The sequence below is a fragment of the Paraburkholderia sp. RL17-368-BIF-A genome (assembly GCF_046054045.1).
GTDB classification, from domain to species: Bacteria; Pseudomonadota; Gammaproteobacteria; order Burkholderiales; family Burkholderiaceae; genus Paraburkholderia; species Paraburkholderia graminis.
Genome location: NZ_JARESN010000005.1, coordinates 60462 through 77353, shown reverse-complemented (window position 1 = coordinate 77353; position 16892 = coordinate 60462). Strand labels below are relative to the sequence as shown.

Genomic DNA, 16892 nt, shown 5'->3' with positions numbered 1-16892 from the left:
TTCAATGACCATCGGTCATCAAACGCAACAGCCCGCGGACGGCCTCAAGTTCGAACTGCTCGGCACCGACGGCCAGGCGCGGCGCGGCCGCGTCACGCTGAATCACGGCGTGGTCGAAACGCCGATCTTCATGCCGGTCGGCACCTACGGCACGGTGAAGGCGGTGCAGCCGCGCGAACTCGAGGAAATGCACGCGCAGATCATCCTCGGCAATACGTTTCACCTCTGGCTGCGGCCTGGGCTCGAAACCATCGGCGCGCACGGCGGCCTGCACGGCTTCATGGGCTGGAAAAAGCCGATCCTGACGGACTCGGGCGGCTTCCAGGTGTTCTCGCTCGGCGACCTGCGCAAGATCACCGAAGACGGCGTGACGTTCGCGTCGCCGATCAACGGCGACAAGCTGTTTCTGTCGCCGGAAGTGTCGATGCAGATCCAGAAGGTGCTGAACTCGGACATCGTGATGCAGTTCGACGAATGCACGCCGTACGCGACCAACAACGTGCCGACCTCGCACAAGGAAGCCGCGGACTCGATGCGCATGTCGATGCGCTGGGCGCAGCGTTCCATCGACGAATTCCGGCGCCTGGGCAATCCGAATGCGCTGTTCGGCATCGTGCAGGGCGGCATGTTCGAAGACCTGCGCGACGAGTCGCTCGCGGGTCTCGCGGAGAAGGATTTTCACGGTCTCGCGATCGGCGGTCTGTCGGTCGGCGAGCCGAAAGAAGACATGATGCGCGTGCTGAATCACATCGGCCCGAAGCTGCCGGCCAACAAGCCGCACTATCTGATGGGCGTCGGCACGCCGGAAGATCTGGTCGCGGGCGTCGCGGCCGGCGTCGACATGTTCGACTGCGTAATGCCGACCCGCAACGCGCGCAACGGCTGGCTCTTTACGCGCTTTGGCGACATCAAGATCCGCAATGCCGCGCACAAGAATTCGCTGCGTCCGCTCGACGAGCAATGCGGTTGCTATACATGCAGAAATTTCACTCGCGGCTATCTGCATCATCTGCATCGCGTGGGGGAAATTCTCGGCGCGCAGTTGAATACGATCCACAACCTGCACTACTACCTGGAACTCATGCAGGAAATGCGCGATGCAATCGACGCGAAAATGTTCGAGCCGTTCCGCAAGCGCTTTCACGAGAACCGCGCGCGCGGCATCGACGACGCGCCATGACGGCGAACGCAATCTGATTGCGGACAAGAATCATCAGACAGCGAGCGAAAAACCTTACAATCCACTTTCGCGGACGGCAAAAATCGGCTTTAAGCGGTTGATCGCAAAGCCGAAACGCCGCGCCGACGCGCGCAATGCCGGTGGTAGAATAACCGGCTGATTTTTTTGATTGAATTGATCTATAACGGAGAGACCAACGTGTCGTTCATTTCCAATGCCTTCGCCCAAGGCACGGCCACAGGTGGTGGCATCGAATCAAACCTGATGAGCTTCCTGCCGCTGATCCTCATGTTCGGCGTGCTGTACTTCATCATGATTCGCCCGCAAATGAAGCGCCAGAAGGAACACCGCAACATGCTCGCCGCCATGGCCAAGGGCGACGAAGTGGTGACGAATGGCGGCATCGTCGGCAAGGTCACCAAGGTGGGCGAGGCTTACGTCGGCGTCGAAATCTCGGAAGGCACGGAAATCACCGTGCAGAAAGCGTCGGTCACGACGATTCTCCCGAAGGGCACGATCAAGTCGCTGTAAGGCCTGCTCTCTAGCGTCCGGCGCGGCCTCGCCGGCGATCCACGCATACCTGACCGGATCGCCCGCGCTCATCGCCGGGCGCATCGCTTTCAAGCCAACCTTCCGTTGGACCACTCATGAATCGTTACCCCCTCTGGAAATATGCCGTGATGCTGGTGGCTTTGGTCATCGGCCTCGTGTACACGCTGCCCAATCTGTTCGGCGAAGCGCCAGCGGTGCAGGTGTCGAGCGGCAAGGCAACGGTCAAGCTCGACTCGACCACGCTCTCGGCAGTCGAAGCCGCGCTCGCAGCCAATCAGATCAAGCCGGAAGACGTCACGTTCGACAACACGTCGGCCAACGCGAACATCCGCGTGCGCCTTGTCGACACCGACATGCAACTGCGCGTGAAAGACCTGCTGCAAAAGTCGCTGAACACCGATCCGAACGACCCCCAGTTCATCGTGGCGCTGAACCTGCAAAGCGCGTCGCCGCGCTGGCTGACCGCGTTGCACGCGCTGCCCATGTATCTCGGTCTGGATTTGCGCGGCGGTGTGCACTTCCTGCTGCAAGTGGACATGGCGGGCGCGCTGAACAAGAAGCTCGACTCCGACGCGTCGGACGCCCGCACGCTCCTGCGCGACAACAATATCCGCGACGGCGGCGTGAACCGCGTCAACCAGACGGTGGTGATCAATTTCGCCGACCAGGCGACGGCGGATGCGGCCGCGAAACAACTGGGCCGCGGCATCGGCGAGTTGCAATGGGCGTCGCAAAACAGTCCGGACGGCTCGGTGCAACTTGTCGGCACGTTCACGCCGACGGTGCAGAAAGCCGTGCAGGACGCCGCGCTCAAGCAGAACATCACCACATTGCATAACCGCGTGAACGAACTCGGCGTGGCCGAGCCGGTGATCCAGCAGCAAGGCACCGACCGGATCGTGGTCGAACTGCCGGGCGTGCAGGACACGGCGAAGGCGAAGGACATCATCGGCCGCACGGCGACGCTCGAAGCGCGCCTCGCCGATCCGGTCAACACGCATCCGAATCCGTCCGATCCGGTGCCGCCAGGCGACGAACTGTTCACGCAAGGCAACCAGACGCCGGTGCTGCTGAGAAAGCAGATCATCTTCACGGGCGACCGGATTATCGACGCGTCGGCGGGCTTCGACGAGCATCAGCGTCCGTCCGTCAACATTCGCCTCGACTCGGCCGGCGGCCGCGCGGTGCGCAGTGTCTCGCGCGACAACATCGGCAAGCCGATGGCGATGGTGCTGTTCGAAAAGGGCAAGGGCGAAGTGCTGACGGTGGCGACCATCCAGTCGGAACTGGGCGACCGCTTCCAGATCACCGGCCAGGCCACGCCGCAAGGCGCCGCCGACCTCGCGCTGCTGCTGCGCGCCGGTTCGCTGGCCGCGCCAATGGACATCATCGAGGAACGCACCATCGGCCCGAGCCTCGGCGCCGACAACATCAAGAAGGGCTTCCACTCGGTGGTGTGGGGCTTCGCGGCGATCGCCGTCTTCATGATCGCGTACTACATGCTGTTCGGCGTGATCTCGATGATCGGCCTGTCCGTGAACCTGCTGCTGCTGGTCGCCGTGCTGTCGATGTTGCAGGCCACGCTCACGCTGCCTGGCATCGCAGCTATTGCGCTCGCGCTCGGCATGGCGATCGACGCGAACGTGCTGATCAACGAACGCGTGCGTGAAGAACTGCGCAACGGCGCGCCGCCGCAACTGGCGATCCAGAACGGCTACGCGCATGCGTGGGCGACGATTCTCGACTCGAACGTCACCACGCTGATCGCCGGTGTCGCGCTGCTCGCCTTCGGCTCCGGTCCGGTGCGCGGTTTTGCAATCGTCCACTGTATCGGCATTCTCACGTCGATGTTCTCGGCGGTGTTCTTCTCGCGCGGTATCGTGAACCTCTGGTACGGCGGCAAGAAGAAGCTGAAGTCGCTGGCCATCGGCCAGGTGTGGCGTCCGGAAACCGCGGCTGCGGGCTCGGGTGCTTACCTCGGTAATGACCTGACCGCAGACGACGCCGCAACCGACACCGCGCAAGCCATGCGCGCGGCAAGCGCAGCCGCCGCCGCGAAGCAGAAAGCGCCGGCCGCCGCCGCGCAGTCGCGCGCGGGCAAGCCGACCGTGCGTCGCCGCAACGCGCCGGGCACGCCGAGCTCGTCGCAGAAACCGGGTTCATCCCGCTGAGTCCCGGAGAACAAGACCATGGAATTTTTCCGCTTTCGCAAAGACATTCCGTTCATGCAGCGTGCGTTGATCTTCAACGCCATTTCGCTGCTGACATTCCTCGCCGCCGTGTTCTTTCTCGTGCATCGCGGGCTGCATCTGTCGGTGGAGTTCACCGGCGGCACGGTCATCGAAGTGCAGTATCCGGGCGCGGCGCCGCTCGACCCGGTGCGCGGCACGTTGAACAAGCTCGGCTATGGCGACGCGCAGGTGCAGAATTTCGGCACCTCGCGCGACGTGCTGATCCGTTTGCCGCTCAAGCAAGGGCTGACGTCCGCGCAGCAGAGCGACCAGGTGATGAGCGCGCTCAAGACCGATACGCCGCAGGTGCAGTTGCAGCGCGTCGAGTTCGTCGGCCCGCAGGTCGGCAAGGAACTCGCCACCGACGGCCTGCTCGCGCTCGCCTGCGTGGTCGTGGGCATCGTGATCTATCTGTCGTTCCGCTTCGAATGGAAGTACGCGGTGGCCGGTGTGATCGCGAACTTGCACGACGTCGTGATCATTCTCGGCTTCTTCGCGTTCTTCCAGTGGGAGTTCTCGCTGTCGGTGCTGGCGGCCGTGCTCGCGGTGCTGGGTTATTCGGTGAACGAATCGGTGGTTATCTTCGACCGGATTCGCGAGACCTTCCGCCGCGAACGCAAGATGACGGTGATCGAAGTCATCAACCACGCGATTACGAGCACGATGTCGCGAACCGTCATCACGCACGGCTGTACGCAGATGATGGTGCTGTCGATGTTCCTGTTCGGCGGCCCGACGCTGCACTACTTCGCGCTGGCGCTGACGGTCGGTATTCTGTTCGGTATCTACTCGTCGGTGTTCGTCGCGGCGGCGCTCGCAATGTGGTTCGGCGTGAAGCGCGAGGATCTGGTGAAGGACAAGAAAGAACGCGTTGATCCGAACGATCCGAATGCGGGTGCGCAGGTGTGATGGCGTTTAACTAACGCGCAGTGCATCGTTGTAAAGCAAAAGGCCGGTTCATCGACGAACCGGCCTTTTGCGTTTACCGCGCGATGTCCGCTTACGAGCCTACCGGAACCCCAACTTCCGTCGCGCCGCCACCAGCGACGCCAGGCTCAACAGCGCGGCGAAAATCAGGTAATAACTCGGCGCCGCTTTCGAGCCGGTAAAGCTGATCAGCCACGCGATGATGAACGGCCCGAAGCCGCCGAACACCGTGACCGCGATGTTATAAGCGAGCGACATGCCGGTCGTGCGCGTTTGCACCGGAAACATCTCCGACAGCAAGCCCGGCAGCGCCGCGAAATAACCGGTCATCAGGAAACCGAGCAGGATTTGCAGCGCGATCAGCGTGCCGAACGTAGGATGCGCGACCAGATAGACGAACGCCGGGTAGATCAGCACGAGCAGCAGCACGCCGGAGATCAGCATGATCGTCGTGCGTCCGTGCCGGTCCGACAGATGCCCGACGAGCGGCGCAAACACCATCTGGATCAGGCCGGTCAGTGCGATCGCCGAAAACGCAACCGATGGCGCGAGCCCCAGTTGCTTCACGCCGAAGGTCGGCATGAACAGCACGAGGTAAGTCGACACCGTGCCGAGCACGACCGCGCCGATCGCGATCAGAAGCCGCAGCTTCTGACTCGTGAAGGTATCGCGCAGCGGCGTCGTCGTGGTTTCCGCGGCGAGAAACTCAGGCGTTTCGTCGAGCTTCGTGCGAATGTACCAGGCAACCGGTCCGATCAGCAGCCCGAAGAAAAACGGCACGCGCCATCCCCAGGCCGCCATCTGCTCCGGCGTCAGATTGCCCGTCAGCACGACGCCGAAACCGGCCGCGAGCAGCGTCGTGAGCCCCTGGCTCGCGACCTGCCAGCTTGCGAAAAAGCCGCGCCGCGCCGGCACATGCTCCGCGAGAAACGCCGTCGCGCTGCCGAATTCGCCACCGGCCGAGAAGCCCTGCATCAAACGCGCGATGACGAGAATCACCGGCGCCGCAATGCCGATGCTCCGGTACGTCGGCAAAATCGCGATGATCAGCGTGCCGCCCATCATCAGCAGGATGGACAGCGTGAGCGCCGCCTTGCGTCCGGCGCGGTCGGCGTACGCACCGATCACGATGGCCCCGAGCGGCCGCATGAAGAACGACACGCCGAATGTGCCGAGCGTGAGCAGCAGCGACACGGTGTCGTTGCCGGCCGGAAAAAACAGCTTCGCGATCACCACGGCGAAAAAGCCGTAGACCACGAGATCGAACCATTCCAGCGCGTTGCCGATGGACGCGGCGATCACCGCCCGCCACGAATTTCGCCGGCTTCCCGCAAGGCTTGCTGCAGTCGTTGCGTTCATGCAGATCTCCAGTTCGCGCGAATATTATGGATGCGAGCCGACGCCCGATCTCGCCGCATTGGATGCGCGCACAACCAATGCGGTGCCAGCGCTCTATGTACCCGAAAAATTAAAGCGGCGCGAGTGCGAAATGTCGAACCGGCCTCACATAACGCCTCGATCGCCTTCGATTTCCGGCGACGCCATGAAAAAGCCGCTTCGTCGCGAAAGCGACGAAGCGGCCGGAACAGCGGTAAAACGCGCGGTAAAACGGACCGTTTGCTTTTTGATGCGCCGCGACGGCGGCATCCTCTCAAGCGCAACCGCAAGCGGCAGGCGCAAGCGGGCAGGCGCCCGCTGCGCCCTCACCAGCGCTTATTGCTTGATGCCCTCAGCCTGGATATGCAGCTTCGTCTCCATGCTGAAGCCGTACTTGCTGCCGAAATCCATGCCGTAATCCGCGCGATTGAATTGCGCGCTGGCCTCGACGCCGCACACTTCGCGCTTGAGCACCGGATGCTGCATGCACTTGAACGACTCCACCTTCAGATTCAGCGGCTTCGTCACGCCGTGCAGCGTCAGGCTGCCGACCACTTCCGACGGCTTGTCGCCGTCGAACTTGATGTCGGTGCCTTTGTACGTCGCGGCGGGAAACTTAGCGACATCGAAGAACTCCGCCGTCTTCAGGTGATCGTCCAGCTTGCCGTTGCCGGTGGAAATCGACGCCGCATCGACGTTCACTTCGACTGTGCCGGTCTTGGCCGCGCGGTCGAGCGTGACCGTGCCCGAGCTTTTCGTGAACTTGCCGCGCCACACCGACAGGCCGCCGAAGTGGTCCGCCTCGAAACTCGGATAGGTGTGAGTCGGGTCGAGCTGATAAGTGTCGGCGGCGGCGAATGCGCCAAGCGAAACGCAGGAGGCCAATGCACCGGCGGCGATCAACGTGGATGTCTTCAATTCATGCTCCCAGTCAGGTAAGAACGGCTGCGCTCAACGCGCAGCGCAAGTCACTTGCGTGCGGCTACGATATGAAACTTGATGACGACGTCGTCGGCAACCACGGACGTGTCTTTCCACTCGCCCGTGCCGATGTCGAACTGCGAACGCTTGATCGGCAACGAGCCGTCGAACGCCTGCGTCGCGCCCTGCTGCGTCACGGTGACGGGCACCACGACCGTCTGCGATTTGCCCTTGATGGTCAGCTTGCCCGTCACCTTGTACTGATTGCCGCCGGCCGGCGCAATCGCGCTCGAAACGAAGGTCGCGCTCGGATAGGTCTTCGCGTCGAACCATTCCTTGCCGCGGACCTGATCGTTATAGCTCTCGTCGCCGAGATCGTAGCTCGCCACGTCGATGTTCAGTTGCGCGCTGCCCTCGGCGGGCTTGGCCGGATCGAACTTGACCTGCGCGGTGAATTTGCCGAACTTGCCTTCGACCGGCACGTTCATCTGCTTCGAGGTAGCCGTCACCGAACTCTTCGCGGTGTCGACCTGGGCCAGCGCGCCGCCGGCCGCGGTCAGCGAGGCTGCGGCAAACGCCGCCAGCATGTAGCGATAAAACGAGACCTTCATGGTGGTCCTTATTTGAGGAAGGGAATCATGCGCGACAGCAGCCCGTCGCGGTCCAGCCACTGATGCTTGAGCGCCGCCGCGACGTGCATCGCGACCAGCGTCAGCAACGTGTAATTCAACACGATGTGGACGTTCTTGAGCAGTTCCTTCAGATGCGGGTCCGGCGCGATCAGCCGCGGCAGCGGAATCAGCCCGAGATAGACGACCGGCACGTTCGCCGCCGAGCTATACAGATAACCGGAGACGGGAATCGCAATCATCAACGCATACAGCAGCAGATGCACGAGATGGGCGGCGCCGCGCTGCCAGGCGGGCATGCGGCGCGGCATCGCCGGGGCGCCGTGCGTCGCGCGCCACAGAATGCGCACGACAGCGAGCGCGAACACGGTCACGCCGATCCACTTATGCCACGAAAAATAGCGCAGCTTGGTCGGCGTGAAACCGGGAATGTCGGTCATCACCCAGCCGAGCGCGAAGCCGCAAACGATCAGCAGCGCGATCAGCCAATGAATCGCAATGGCGGTCCGCGTGTACGACTCCCGGCCGCCGAATGAAGGATTGTGTGCCATGACAGGTCAACGCTTGCTAAGAGAGGTTAACGGCGCGGCACCCCCGGCTATTCCCCGCCGATGTAAAGTCCATCGCCAAAGTGCCGGGCGCCGCGGCCTTCGAGACGCACCAGGCCGCCATGCTACCCGAAGCGCAAAAAGCTGGCTGCGGCAAAGCGAAATTGACCGAAAGACGCCTTCACGTTCCCGGATCAGCCGGTTGAACAATTGGGGACGGACGCTGTCAGAACCGTTGCGCGCCAAGCGTTTCGCGCTCACCGGCGCGGCACGGCAATGCCTTTTGGTACTATTGCTCCACGAATTTTTACAGACCCGCCGTATCGGCCACATTGCGACCCGCATTGCAACCAGTATTGCCACCGAAATTGCGACCGGCATTGCACGCTCACTTACATATCGTTGGCCCGCTGCCGCATGGAACATGACAACCTGATCGCGTGCCATGAATGCGATACGCTGTTCCGCAAGCCACGGCTTGTCGGGCGCAAAGTCGCTCGCTGTCCGCGCTGCGGCGCGACGCTCTACGCGGGCGTATCGCGCAAGCTCGACGGCATCAGCGCCATGACGCTCGCCGCGCTGATCACGTTCCTGATCGCGCAGGGCTTTCCCATCGTCGAGCTGGAGACTAATGGCATTACCTCGCAGACCACGCTGTTCGGTGCGCTCGTCGCGCTGTGGAACGAGAACATGCAGATCGTCGCCGTCATGGTGTTCTGCTCGACGATTCTCTTTCCGCTCACCGAACTCGTCGCGCTGCTCTACGTGCTGGTACCGCTGCGCGCCGGCTATGTGCCGGGAGGCTTTAACCGCGTGTTGCGCGCGATCCAGTTCGTGCGGCCCTGGGGCATGATCGAAGTGTTCATGCTCGGCGTGCTCATCACCATCGTGAAGATGGTCAGTCTCGCGCGCGTGATTCCGGAAGCGGCGCTCTTCGCGTTCGGCGCGCTGACGCTGATGTTCGCCGTGGTCGTCACGTTCGATCCGCGCATTCTGTGGGACCTCGCCGACGAACTCGGCGCGCGCGGCCAGCGGCCGCTGCCGCGCACGTCGGCCGACAGCGCGGCAGCCGCGCTCGGCTCGATGGCCGGCCCGCCCGCGCCGCCGCTGCTGCAAGCCGGCGACGAAGCCGACTCCAGCCGCGACACACGCAGCGACCTTGGCCGCGGCACCACTCCCGGCGCCCCGCCGGCCTCCAATCGAGGATGACCCGCGCGATGAAATACGTCACCGCAAAACGCGCGGGGCTCGTGGCCTGCCATGCGTGCGGACGCGTCGAGCCGCGCATCCGCTCGGTCACGCCGCAGCACTGCGGGCGTTGCGGCGCACATCTGCACTCGCGCAATCCCGACAGTCTGATGCGAACCTGGGCGCTGCTGATCGCCGCGGCCTTGCTGTATATTCCGGCAAATTTGTTGCCGGTCATGCACACGTCGTCGCTGCTCGGTTCCGAAGACGACACCATCATGAGCGGCGTCGTTTATTTCTGGACCTCCGGCGACTGGCCGCTCGCGGTGATCGTGTTCATCGCCAGCATCATGGTGCCGATGCTGAAGCTGAGCGTGCTCGTGCTGCTCACCGTCACCGCGCAGCGACGCTCGCGCTGGCGGCCGGAGCAGCGCACGACGCTCTACCGGATGGTCGAGCGGATCGGCCGCTGGTCGATGCTCGACGTGTTCGTCGTCACGCTGACCGTGGCGCTCGTGCGTTTCAAATCGCTTGCCGTGATCACGGCCGGCCCCGGCGCGATTGCGTTCGGCTCGGTAGTGATCCTGACGATGATGGCCTCCATGCAATTCGATCCACGGCTCATCTGGGACCACGTGGACGGCAGTACCCAAAAACCTCAGGACCTCGAACATGACTAGCCCGCCAGGACCGACGCCCGCCTCCGATGCGCCGCGCAACGATTCGAACGGACCGAAGCTGCCGCCCCAACTGCCCGACCCCGACATCGAGCCGCGTAGCCGCTGGCTGCCGTCGCTCGTCTGGGTGATCCCTCTGATTGCCGCGCTGATCGGCATTGCGCTCGTCATCAAATCGGTGACGGAAAAAGGCCCGACCATCACGATCAGTTTCATCAGCGCGGAAGGGCTAGAGCCTGGCAAGACCAAGGTCAAGTACAAGGACGTCGACGTCGGCGCGGTCAAGTCGATCACGTTGTCGAAGGATCTTTCGCACGTGCTCGTGCAGGTGCAGTTGACGAAGGAAGGCGAAGACTTCGCGGTCAAGGATTCGCGCTTCTGGGTCGTGCGGCCGCGCGTGGGCGCGAGCGGCGTGTCGGGCCTCACCACACTGCTCTCCGGCGCCTATATCGGCGCGGACGCCGGTCATTCGCCGGACAGCGAGAAGAACTTCGTCGGCCTCGAGACGCCGCCGCCGATTACCGGCGATCAGAAGGGCCACCAGTTCATTCTGCATGGCGATTCGCTGGGCTCCATCGACATCGGCTCGCCGATTTTTTATCGCCGCGTGCAGGTCGGCCAGGTGGTCGGCTTCTCGCTCGACAAGGACGGCACCGGCGTGACCATGCAGGTGTTCGTGTCCGCGCCGTTCGACCAGTACGTCGGCACCAATTCGCGCTGGTGGCATGCGAGCGGCGTCGATCTGCGGCTCGATTCGAGCGGCTTCAAGCTGAACACGCAGTCGCTCGCGACGGTAATCGTCGGCGGCTTGTCGTTCCAGTCGCCGCCGGGTCAGGGCGTGGGCGCGCAGGCGCCGAACAACATGACGTTCCGCCTCGGTTCCGACGAAGGCGACGCGATGCGCGAGCCGGACGGCGTGCCGCTGCGCGTCGTGATGAACTTCAACCAGTCGCTGCGCGGTCTGTCGGTCGGCGCGCCGGTCGATTTCCGCGGCATCGTGCTCGGTCAGGTGACCAACATCGGCATCGACTACGATCCGAAGACGCGCAGCTTCACCATGCCGGTGACGATGAACATTTACCCTGACCGCCTCGGCAAGCGCTTCCGCGAGACCGCGCCGACGCCGGGCAGCCTCGCCGGTCAGACGCTGCTGCAACAACTCGTCAAGCACGGACTGCGCGGCCAGTTGCGCACGGGCAATCTGATCACGAGCCAGTTGTACGTCGCGCTCGATATTTTCCCGAAGGCGCCGCCGGCCACCGTCGACGTAGCCAGCGACCCGCTCGAATTGCCGACCATTCCGAACACGCTCGACGAACTGCAATTGCAGGTCGCCGACATCGCGAAGAAGCTCGACAAGGTGCCGTTCGATCAGATCGGCAACAACCTGAACAGCGCGCTGAAGAATGCCGACCAGCTCTTCAAGCGACTGGACACGGAAGTCGTGCCGCAAGCCCGCGACACGCTGGCCGCCGCGAAACAGACGTTCGGCTCGGCCGAGGCGACGTTGCAGCAGGACTCGCCGTTGCAGTCGGATGTGCATCAGGCGTTGCAGGAATTGACGCGCACGTTGCAGTCGCTGAATGCGCTGTCGGATTATCTCGAGCGCCACCCGGAATCGTTGTTGCGCGGTAAAGCAGGAGACAAGCCATGATGTTCGTTCGACTCCCCCGTTTGTCGCGCGGAGTGGCGCGCAGCGCTGTTCGTGCCGGCGCGCTCGCCGCGGTGCTGGCGGTCGCGGCGTGTGCGTCGCCGAGTAGCCGGTTTTATACGTTGGGCGATGTGAATGGCGCTGCGTCCGCTGCGGCGTCGGGCTTGCGGACGTCGGCGGCGCCCGCGTGGCTGATCGAAGTCGCGCCTATCGATGTGCCGCCGCAAGTCGCGAAGACTCAGCTCGTCGTGCAGACGGGACCGACGCAGGTCAAGGTGCTGGAAGAAGATCGCTGGGCGTCGCTGCCCGGCGATGAACTGCGCCGCGCGTTGTCGACCAGTCTCACTCAGCAACTCAATACGATTGATGTGTACGGGACGGCTTATTCCGATGCGACGCCGGTGTATCGCGTGAGCATGAATGTGCAGCGGTTCGAGTCGTGGCCCGGGTCGCATGCGCTGATCGATGCGGTGTGGAGTGTGCGGGCGGTGCGCAGTACTGCTGTGATGACTTGCAGGAGTGTTGTTAGTGAGCCTGTCGGTGGTGGGTATGATGCGCTTGTTGATGGGCATCGGCGGGCTTTGATGCGTGTTTCGGCGCAGGTGGCTGCTGCGTTGCAGGCTATGGCTGCTGCTGCGGGTTCTGCTTCTGCTTCGCAGGGGGGGAAGGCGAGTGCTCGCGGTAGTGTGCCGGGGTGTCCTGCTTTGGATGCGGGTGTTGCTGGGCGGTGATTGGTTTTTGTGCTTTTCACGTTGGTTCTTTTGCTTTCTTTTTTGCCTTTCCTTGAATTCGTTGTGGTCTATTTGTGTTGCCCCTGTGCGGGGCGGCACTTACTTTCTTTGCCGCCGCAAAGAAAGTAAGCAAAGAAAGCGGGCTTACACCGCTAGCTTATAAATGGAGCCCCTTGCTCGGAGTGGGCAGTGGTGCGCCTGACATCCGTGCTCTCGCGCACTCCGCACTTGTGACAAGGCAGTCATGCTTCCCGACTCGCACTCGTGCTCGTCGGAAGGGTTCGCTGCGGTGTCTGTTTGGCTTTTCGCTTTTCGCTTTTCGCTCTATTGAAGGGTCAGCGCTCGCTCATTGCGTTGGTTGCTTTGGGTCGGGGCCGAAGCGGTTTTGGCCTCGCGTTCCCTCGAAGCAGGCAAACACCAGGTTGGCGACGGGGCAAAGGGCCCACCAACCGCTTCGGTTGGAATCGTGCATGCGACGAACCAGCGCCGCCAGGCCCGGAAGGAACACCAGCAAGGGATAAAGGTTGCGCCAGAACCTGGACTCTTCCAGATCGAGGATGACCAGCACGACTCCGTAGGCAATCCCGATGATTACGTTGAACAGTAGGAACATCCAGTATTCCTTGCGACGCGCTCGTCCACTGAATTCAACGTACTTCGAAAGCACTAGCAGATACCATTTCATGTTTTTGTCTTTCTGATAGAAACGACCGAAAAAACCGCGCGCCGTTAAGAACGGTGCGCGATAGATGCCATTAAGACCGTGGAAACGTGTGCAGCACTGGTTGCGACGGCTGTGCAGCTCTGACCAGACTTCCACGTGGCACCCAATACAAGACTACGCCGGCGAGAACGGGATAGGCGTGGGACATTTCGCAAGACAACAGGCGCGATTTCCGGTCGTGCGCGAAGCGGCGTGCGCGCCGGAAGCAACCCTCCCGGCGAGCACGCAGTGCAAGTCGGGAAGCATGACTGCCTTGTCACTAACGCCGAATGCGCGAGAGCACGGATGTCTGCCGCACCGCCACGCCCTCCGAACCGGGGGAGCCATCTATAAGCTGGCGGTGTAAGCCCGCTTTCTTTGCTTACTTTCTTTGCGGCGGCAAAGAAAGTGAGTGCCGCCCCGCACAGGGGCAACGCCGATAGACCACCGCGAAATCAAGGAAAGGCCAAAGCGAGCCAGTGGGACCCACTTATAAGCCACCGGTGTAAGCCCGCTTTCTTTGCTTACTTTCTTTGCGGCGGCAAAGAAAGTGAGTGCCGCCCCGCACAGGGGCAACGCAAATAGACCACAGAGAAAACAAGGCCAAAGCAAGCCAGGTGCAACACAAATAGACCACCGACAAAAAACAAGGAAAGGCCAAAGGGCCAAAAAACAACCGCGACACCCCACCGCGTACAATACCCCCTTACCCACAGCCCACCGGCTAGCCCCTCCATGTCCTTCGATTTCTTCCTCCCCTGCCCGCGCGGTCTCGAAGCCGCGCTCGCCTCCGAACTCGCCGAGATCGCCGCGAAGCATCTGCACGGCGCGCCGTTCGCGCCCGGCTCGCAAGTCCCCGGCGGCGTGCATTTTCGCGGCGGCTGGGCAGCCGGCATGGCGGCCAATCTGCATTCGCGCCTCGCGAGCCGCGTGCTGCTGAAAATCGCGCATCGTCCGTATCGCAGCGAGCAGGACATCTACGCACTCGCCGTCGAACAACGCTGGGAGCAATGGTTCTCCGCGAACGAAACGCTGCGCGTCGACGTCACCGCGATCAAGTCGCCGCTGCGCAGCCTCGAATTCACCACGCTGCGCGTGAAAGACGCGATCTGCGACCGTCTGCGCGAAGTCAGCGGCGCGCGCCCGAACATCGACACCGCGACGCCCGACGTGCGCGTGTTCGCGTTTCTCACCGCGACCGACTGCACGCTTTACCTCGACACGTCCGGCGACCCACTGTTCAAGCGCGGCTGGCGCCTCGACAAGGGCGCGGCGCCGCTGCGTGAAAATCTCGCGGCGGGCATTCTGCGGCTGACGGGCTGGAGCGCCGGCACGCCGCTATACGACCCGATGTGCGGCAGCGGCACGTTCCTCGCCGAAGCCGCGCAGGTCGCGCTCGACATCGCGCCCGGCGCCGAACGCCGGTTCGGCTTCGAGAAGCTCAAGCAGTACGACAGCAAAACGTGGCAGACGCTGAAGGCCGCCGCGCTCGACGCCAAACACGCCGCCCGCAGTTCGCGCGCCGACCTGCAGATTTTCGGCAGCGATATTTCCGGCGACATGCTCGACAAGGCGCGCGCGAATTTCCAGCGCGCCGGCTTGCCGACCATTCCGCTCAAACAGGTCGACGCGCGCGGCATGACGCCGCCGACATCGGCGCCGGGCATTCTCGTCGCCAATCCGCCGTATGGTGAGCGGATCGAAGTGCGCGGGCGCAACGCGCGCGGCGAAATCCGCGAAGGACGTGAAGGACGCAGTCGCGACAACCGCGAGGACGACAGCTTTCGCCGCGCCCAGGAAGAAGCGCCCGACAGCGAGTTCTTCCAGTCGCTCGGCGACGCGCTCAAGCAGCGCTTCACCGGCTGGCACGCATTCATCCTGACGTCGGATCGCAAGCTGCCGGGCCAGTTGCGCCTGCGCGAATCGACCAAGACACCGCTCTTTAACGGAGCGCTCGAATGCCGGCTGTTCCGCTTCGATCTGATCGCGGGCAGCGTGCGTCAGCGGCCGCAAGGCGATACGCCTGCCGGTTAAGACAAGCGGCAAGCGACAAACAACAAGCGCCAAGCAAACGCAGCCAGAAACAAACCGCGGCCACACACAGTGCCGCGGTTTTTTCGCCTCGCCCATCCGCACGTCCGCACGTTCACACGATCTAACCCACCGCCCCATCCTACTGACACCACGCTGTCAGCAGCACCCCCGCACACTGCTCCTCACGCCATCCGGCGATTTACTCGGCTTACCGCCATCCACAGGAGAGTGTCATGTCCGCATCGTCCAAAGTTGTTGCATGGTTCGAAATCCCGTCCGTCGATTTCGACCGCGCCGTCCGCTTTTATGAAGCCGCGCTCGACGTGAAGCTGAACCGCCAGGAAATCGGCGGCCAGCCCATCGCCGTGTTCGGCTACGAAGAACCGGCGACGGGCGGCGCGATCGTCCACAGCCCGTCGATGACCCCGAACGGTGACGGCGTGCTCGTCTACCTGAACGCGCAGCCGACCGCCGACGCCGCGCTCGCCCGCATCGAAGAAGCCGGCGGCAAGACCGACGGACCGGTCATCAAGCTGCCGCAGGACATCGGCTATATCGCGTTTTTCATCGACAGCGAAGGCAATCGCCTCGGCCTGCATTCGCGCACCAACGGCTAACCGCGCTGCGGGCAGCGAACGGCTAACGCCCGCGCGGGCGACACACGCATCGAGCCCGCCGTCCGAACGCTCACCTGAGCATTCACTCAAACGCTCACCCGAACGCTTGACTCAACGCTCGACTCAACGCTGAACCCAACGCTAACCCGAACGCTGACCGGAGCGCGGCATGCGGCGCTATCATCGCGGGACTGTCCCTGTCCTCTTCTACAAGACGCCCACGATGACGCGCCGCGCCGACCGTCTGTTCCAGATCGCCGAATTGCTGCGCGGCCGGCGTTTGACCACGGCGCAGCAACTCGCCGACTGGCTCAACATCTCGCTGCGCACCGTCTATCGCGACGTGCGCGACCTGCAGCTATCCGGCGTGCCGATCGAAGGCGAGGCCGGCATCGGCTACCGGCTGAGCCGCAGTGCGAGTCTTCCGCCGCTGACCTTCACCGCCGATGAACTCGCGGCGCTCGCCGCCGGCGCGCGCATGCTCGAATCGTGGGGCGGCGCCGGCTTCGCGAGCGGAGCGCGCGGCGCACTGGCCAAGATTGCGTCGGCCATGCCCGCAGACAAGCGCGCGTCGCTCGAACGGCTCGCGATCTTCGCGCCGTCGTTCCATATCAAAAGCGATTTTTCGACGCAGCTCGACACGCTGCACCGCGCGATCGACGCGCGGCATGTCGTAAGTTTTGCGTACACGGATGCCAACGGCGCGGCGACGGAGCGGCGCGTATGGCCGCTCGCACTCGCCTATTGGGGCGCGCGCTGGACGCTTGGCGCGTGGTGTGAATTGCGCGGCGATTTCCGCAACTTCGGGCTCGAGAAGATCCAGCAACTCGAAGTGCGCGAGCCGTATCCCGATCAGGAAGGCAGACGGCTCGCGGACCTGCTGCGGCATGTGAACGCCAAACCGAAACAGAAGTGAGCATTGCGCG

The 16892-nt window shown here is 63.1% G+C and carries 17 protein-coding genes; 12 read left to right on the top strand and 5 right to left on the bottom strand.

Features of this window, described 5'->3' with window-relative positions; genetic code table 11:
• Positions 1-4 precede the first annotated feature (4 nt).
• The 4 genes from tgt (at position 5) to secF (ending at position 4872) form a co-directional block, all read left to right on the top strand.
• The gene (tgt, locus tag P0D87_RS10855; RefSeq protein WP_006047914.1) at positions 5-1180 is read left to right on the top strand and encodes a tRNA guanosine(34) transglycosylase Tgt; all 1176 of its coding nucleotides are present in this window, start codon (positions 5-7) and stop codon (positions 1178-1180) included.
• 198 nt (positions 1181-1378) lie between these two features.
• Positions 1379-1711: a preprotein translocase subunit YajC gene (gene yajC / locus P0D87_RS10850; protein ID WP_006047915.1), complete on the top strand. Its 333-nt coding sequence runs from the start codon at positions 1379-1381 to the stop codon at positions 1709-1711.
• Between the two features lie 116 nt (positions 1712-1827).
• A complete protein-coding gene (gene secD / locus P0D87_RS10845; RefSeq protein WP_006047916.1) occupies positions 1828-3903 on the top strand; it encodes a protein translocase subunit SecD in 2076 nt (691 codons plus the stop codon).
• An 18-nt stretch (positions 3904-3921) separates the two neighbouring features.
• Positions 3922-4872, top strand: coding sequence for a protein translocase subunit SecF (gene secF, locus P0D87_RS10840; RefSeq protein ID WP_006047917.1), 951 nt, complete (start codon positions 3922-3924; stop codon positions 4870-4872).
• Between the two features lie 99 nt (positions 4873-4971).
• Here the strand turns inward: secF and P0D87_RS10835 are convergent, their stop codons facing one another.
• The 4 genes from P0D87_RS10835 to P0D87_RS10820 all read right to left on the bottom strand — a co-directional run bounded on the left by P0D87_RS10835 (position 4972) and on the right by P0D87_RS10820 (position 8368).
• Positions 4972-6249: an MFS transporter gene (locus P0D87_RS10835; protein ID WP_029970443.1), complete on the bottom strand. Its 1278-nt coding sequence runs from the start codon at positions 6247-6249 to the stop codon at positions 4972-4974.
• A gap of 354 nt (positions 6250-6603) precedes the next feature.
• Positions 6604-7185, bottom strand: a complete 582-nt coding sequence (locus P0D87_RS10830) for a YceI family protein (RefSeq protein WP_006047919.1) — start codon at positions 7183-7185, stop codon at positions 6604-6606.
• A 50-nt stretch (positions 7186-7235) separates the two neighbouring features.
• Complete coding sequence (locus tag P0D87_RS10825) at positions 7236-7799, bottom strand: YceI family protein (protein WP_006047920.1); 564 nt, start codon at positions 7797-7799, stop codon at positions 7236-7238.
• Positions 7800-7807: 8 nt separating this feature from the next.
• Complete coding sequence (locus P0D87_RS10820) at positions 7808-8368, bottom strand: cytochrome b (RefSeq protein WP_006047921.1); 561 nt, start codon at positions 8366-8368, stop codon at positions 7808-7810.
• Between the two features lie 199 nt (positions 8369-8567).
• Between P0D87_RS10820 and P0D87_RS10815 the strand changes: the two genes are divergently transcribed.
• The 5 genes from P0D87_RS10815 to P0D87_RS10795 are packed head-to-tail and all read left to right on the top strand — an operon-like array spanning position 8568 to position 12612.
• Positions 8568-8801 carry a hypothetical protein gene (locus P0D87_RS10815; protein ID WP_307251689.1) on the top strand — a complete coding sequence of 78 codons (234 nt, stop codon included), beginning with the start codon at positions 8568-8570 and terminating at the stop codon, positions 8799-8801.
• Positions 8783-9574: a paraquat-inducible protein A gene (locus tag P0D87_RS10810; protein WP_053857523.1), complete on the top strand. Its 792-nt coding sequence runs from the start codon at positions 8783-8785 to the stop codon at positions 9572-9574. The genes P0D87_RS10815 and P0D87_RS10810 overlap by 19 nt, the downstream gene beginning before the upstream one ends.
• Positions 9575-9582: 8 nt before the next feature.
• Positions 9583-10233 carry a paraquat-inducible protein A gene (locus P0D87_RS10805; protein WP_006047923.1) on the top strand — a complete coding sequence of 217 codons (651 nt, stop codon included), beginning with the start codon at positions 9583-9585 and terminating at the stop codon, positions 10231-10233.
• Positions 10226-11884: a PqiB family protein gene (locus P0D87_RS10800; protein WP_029970448.1), complete on the top strand. Its 1659-nt coding sequence runs from the start codon at positions 10226-10228 to the stop codon at positions 11882-11884. Before P0D87_RS10805 ends, P0D87_RS10800 begins: the two co-directional genes overlap by 8 nt.
• Positions 11881-12612 carry a PqiC family protein gene (locus P0D87_RS10795; protein WP_053857522.1) on the top strand — a complete coding sequence of 244 codons (732 nt, stop codon included), beginning with the start codon at positions 11881-11883 and terminating at the stop codon, positions 12610-12612. Before P0D87_RS10800 ends, P0D87_RS10795 begins: the two co-directional genes overlap by 4 nt.
• Positions 12613-12958: 346 nt before the next feature.
• On the opposite strand, the gene P0D87_RS10790 is transcribed toward P0D87_RS10795, so the two are convergent.
• A complete protein-coding gene (locus P0D87_RS10790; RefSeq protein WP_321175772.1) occupies positions 12959-13432 on the bottom strand; it encodes a DUF805 domain-containing protein in 474 nt (157 codons plus the stop codon).
• A 618-nt stretch (positions 13433-14050) separates the two neighbouring features.
• Between P0D87_RS10790 and P0D87_RS10785 the strand changes: the two genes are divergently transcribed.
• From P0D87_RS10785 to P0D87_RS10775, 3 genes are all read left to right on the top strand, one after another.
• Complete coding sequence (locus P0D87_RS10785) at positions 14051-15349, top strand: THUMP domain-containing class I SAM-dependent RNA methyltransferase (protein ID WP_006047927.1); 1299 nt, start codon at positions 14051-14053, stop codon at positions 15347-15349.
• 233 nt (positions 15350-15582) lie between these two features.
• Positions 15583-15966 carry a VOC family protein gene (locus tag P0D87_RS10780; protein ID WP_053857520.1) on the top strand — a complete coding sequence of 128 codons (384 nt, stop codon included), beginning with the start codon at positions 15583-15585 and terminating at the stop codon, positions 15964-15966.
• A gap of 169 nt (positions 15967-16135) precedes the next feature.
• Positions 16136-16882, top strand: a complete 747-nt coding sequence (locus P0D87_RS10775) for a helix-turn-helix transcriptional regulator (RefSeq protein ID WP_006047929.1) — start codon at positions 16136-16138, stop codon at positions 16880-16882.
• Positions 16883-16892 lie beyond the last annotated feature (10 nt).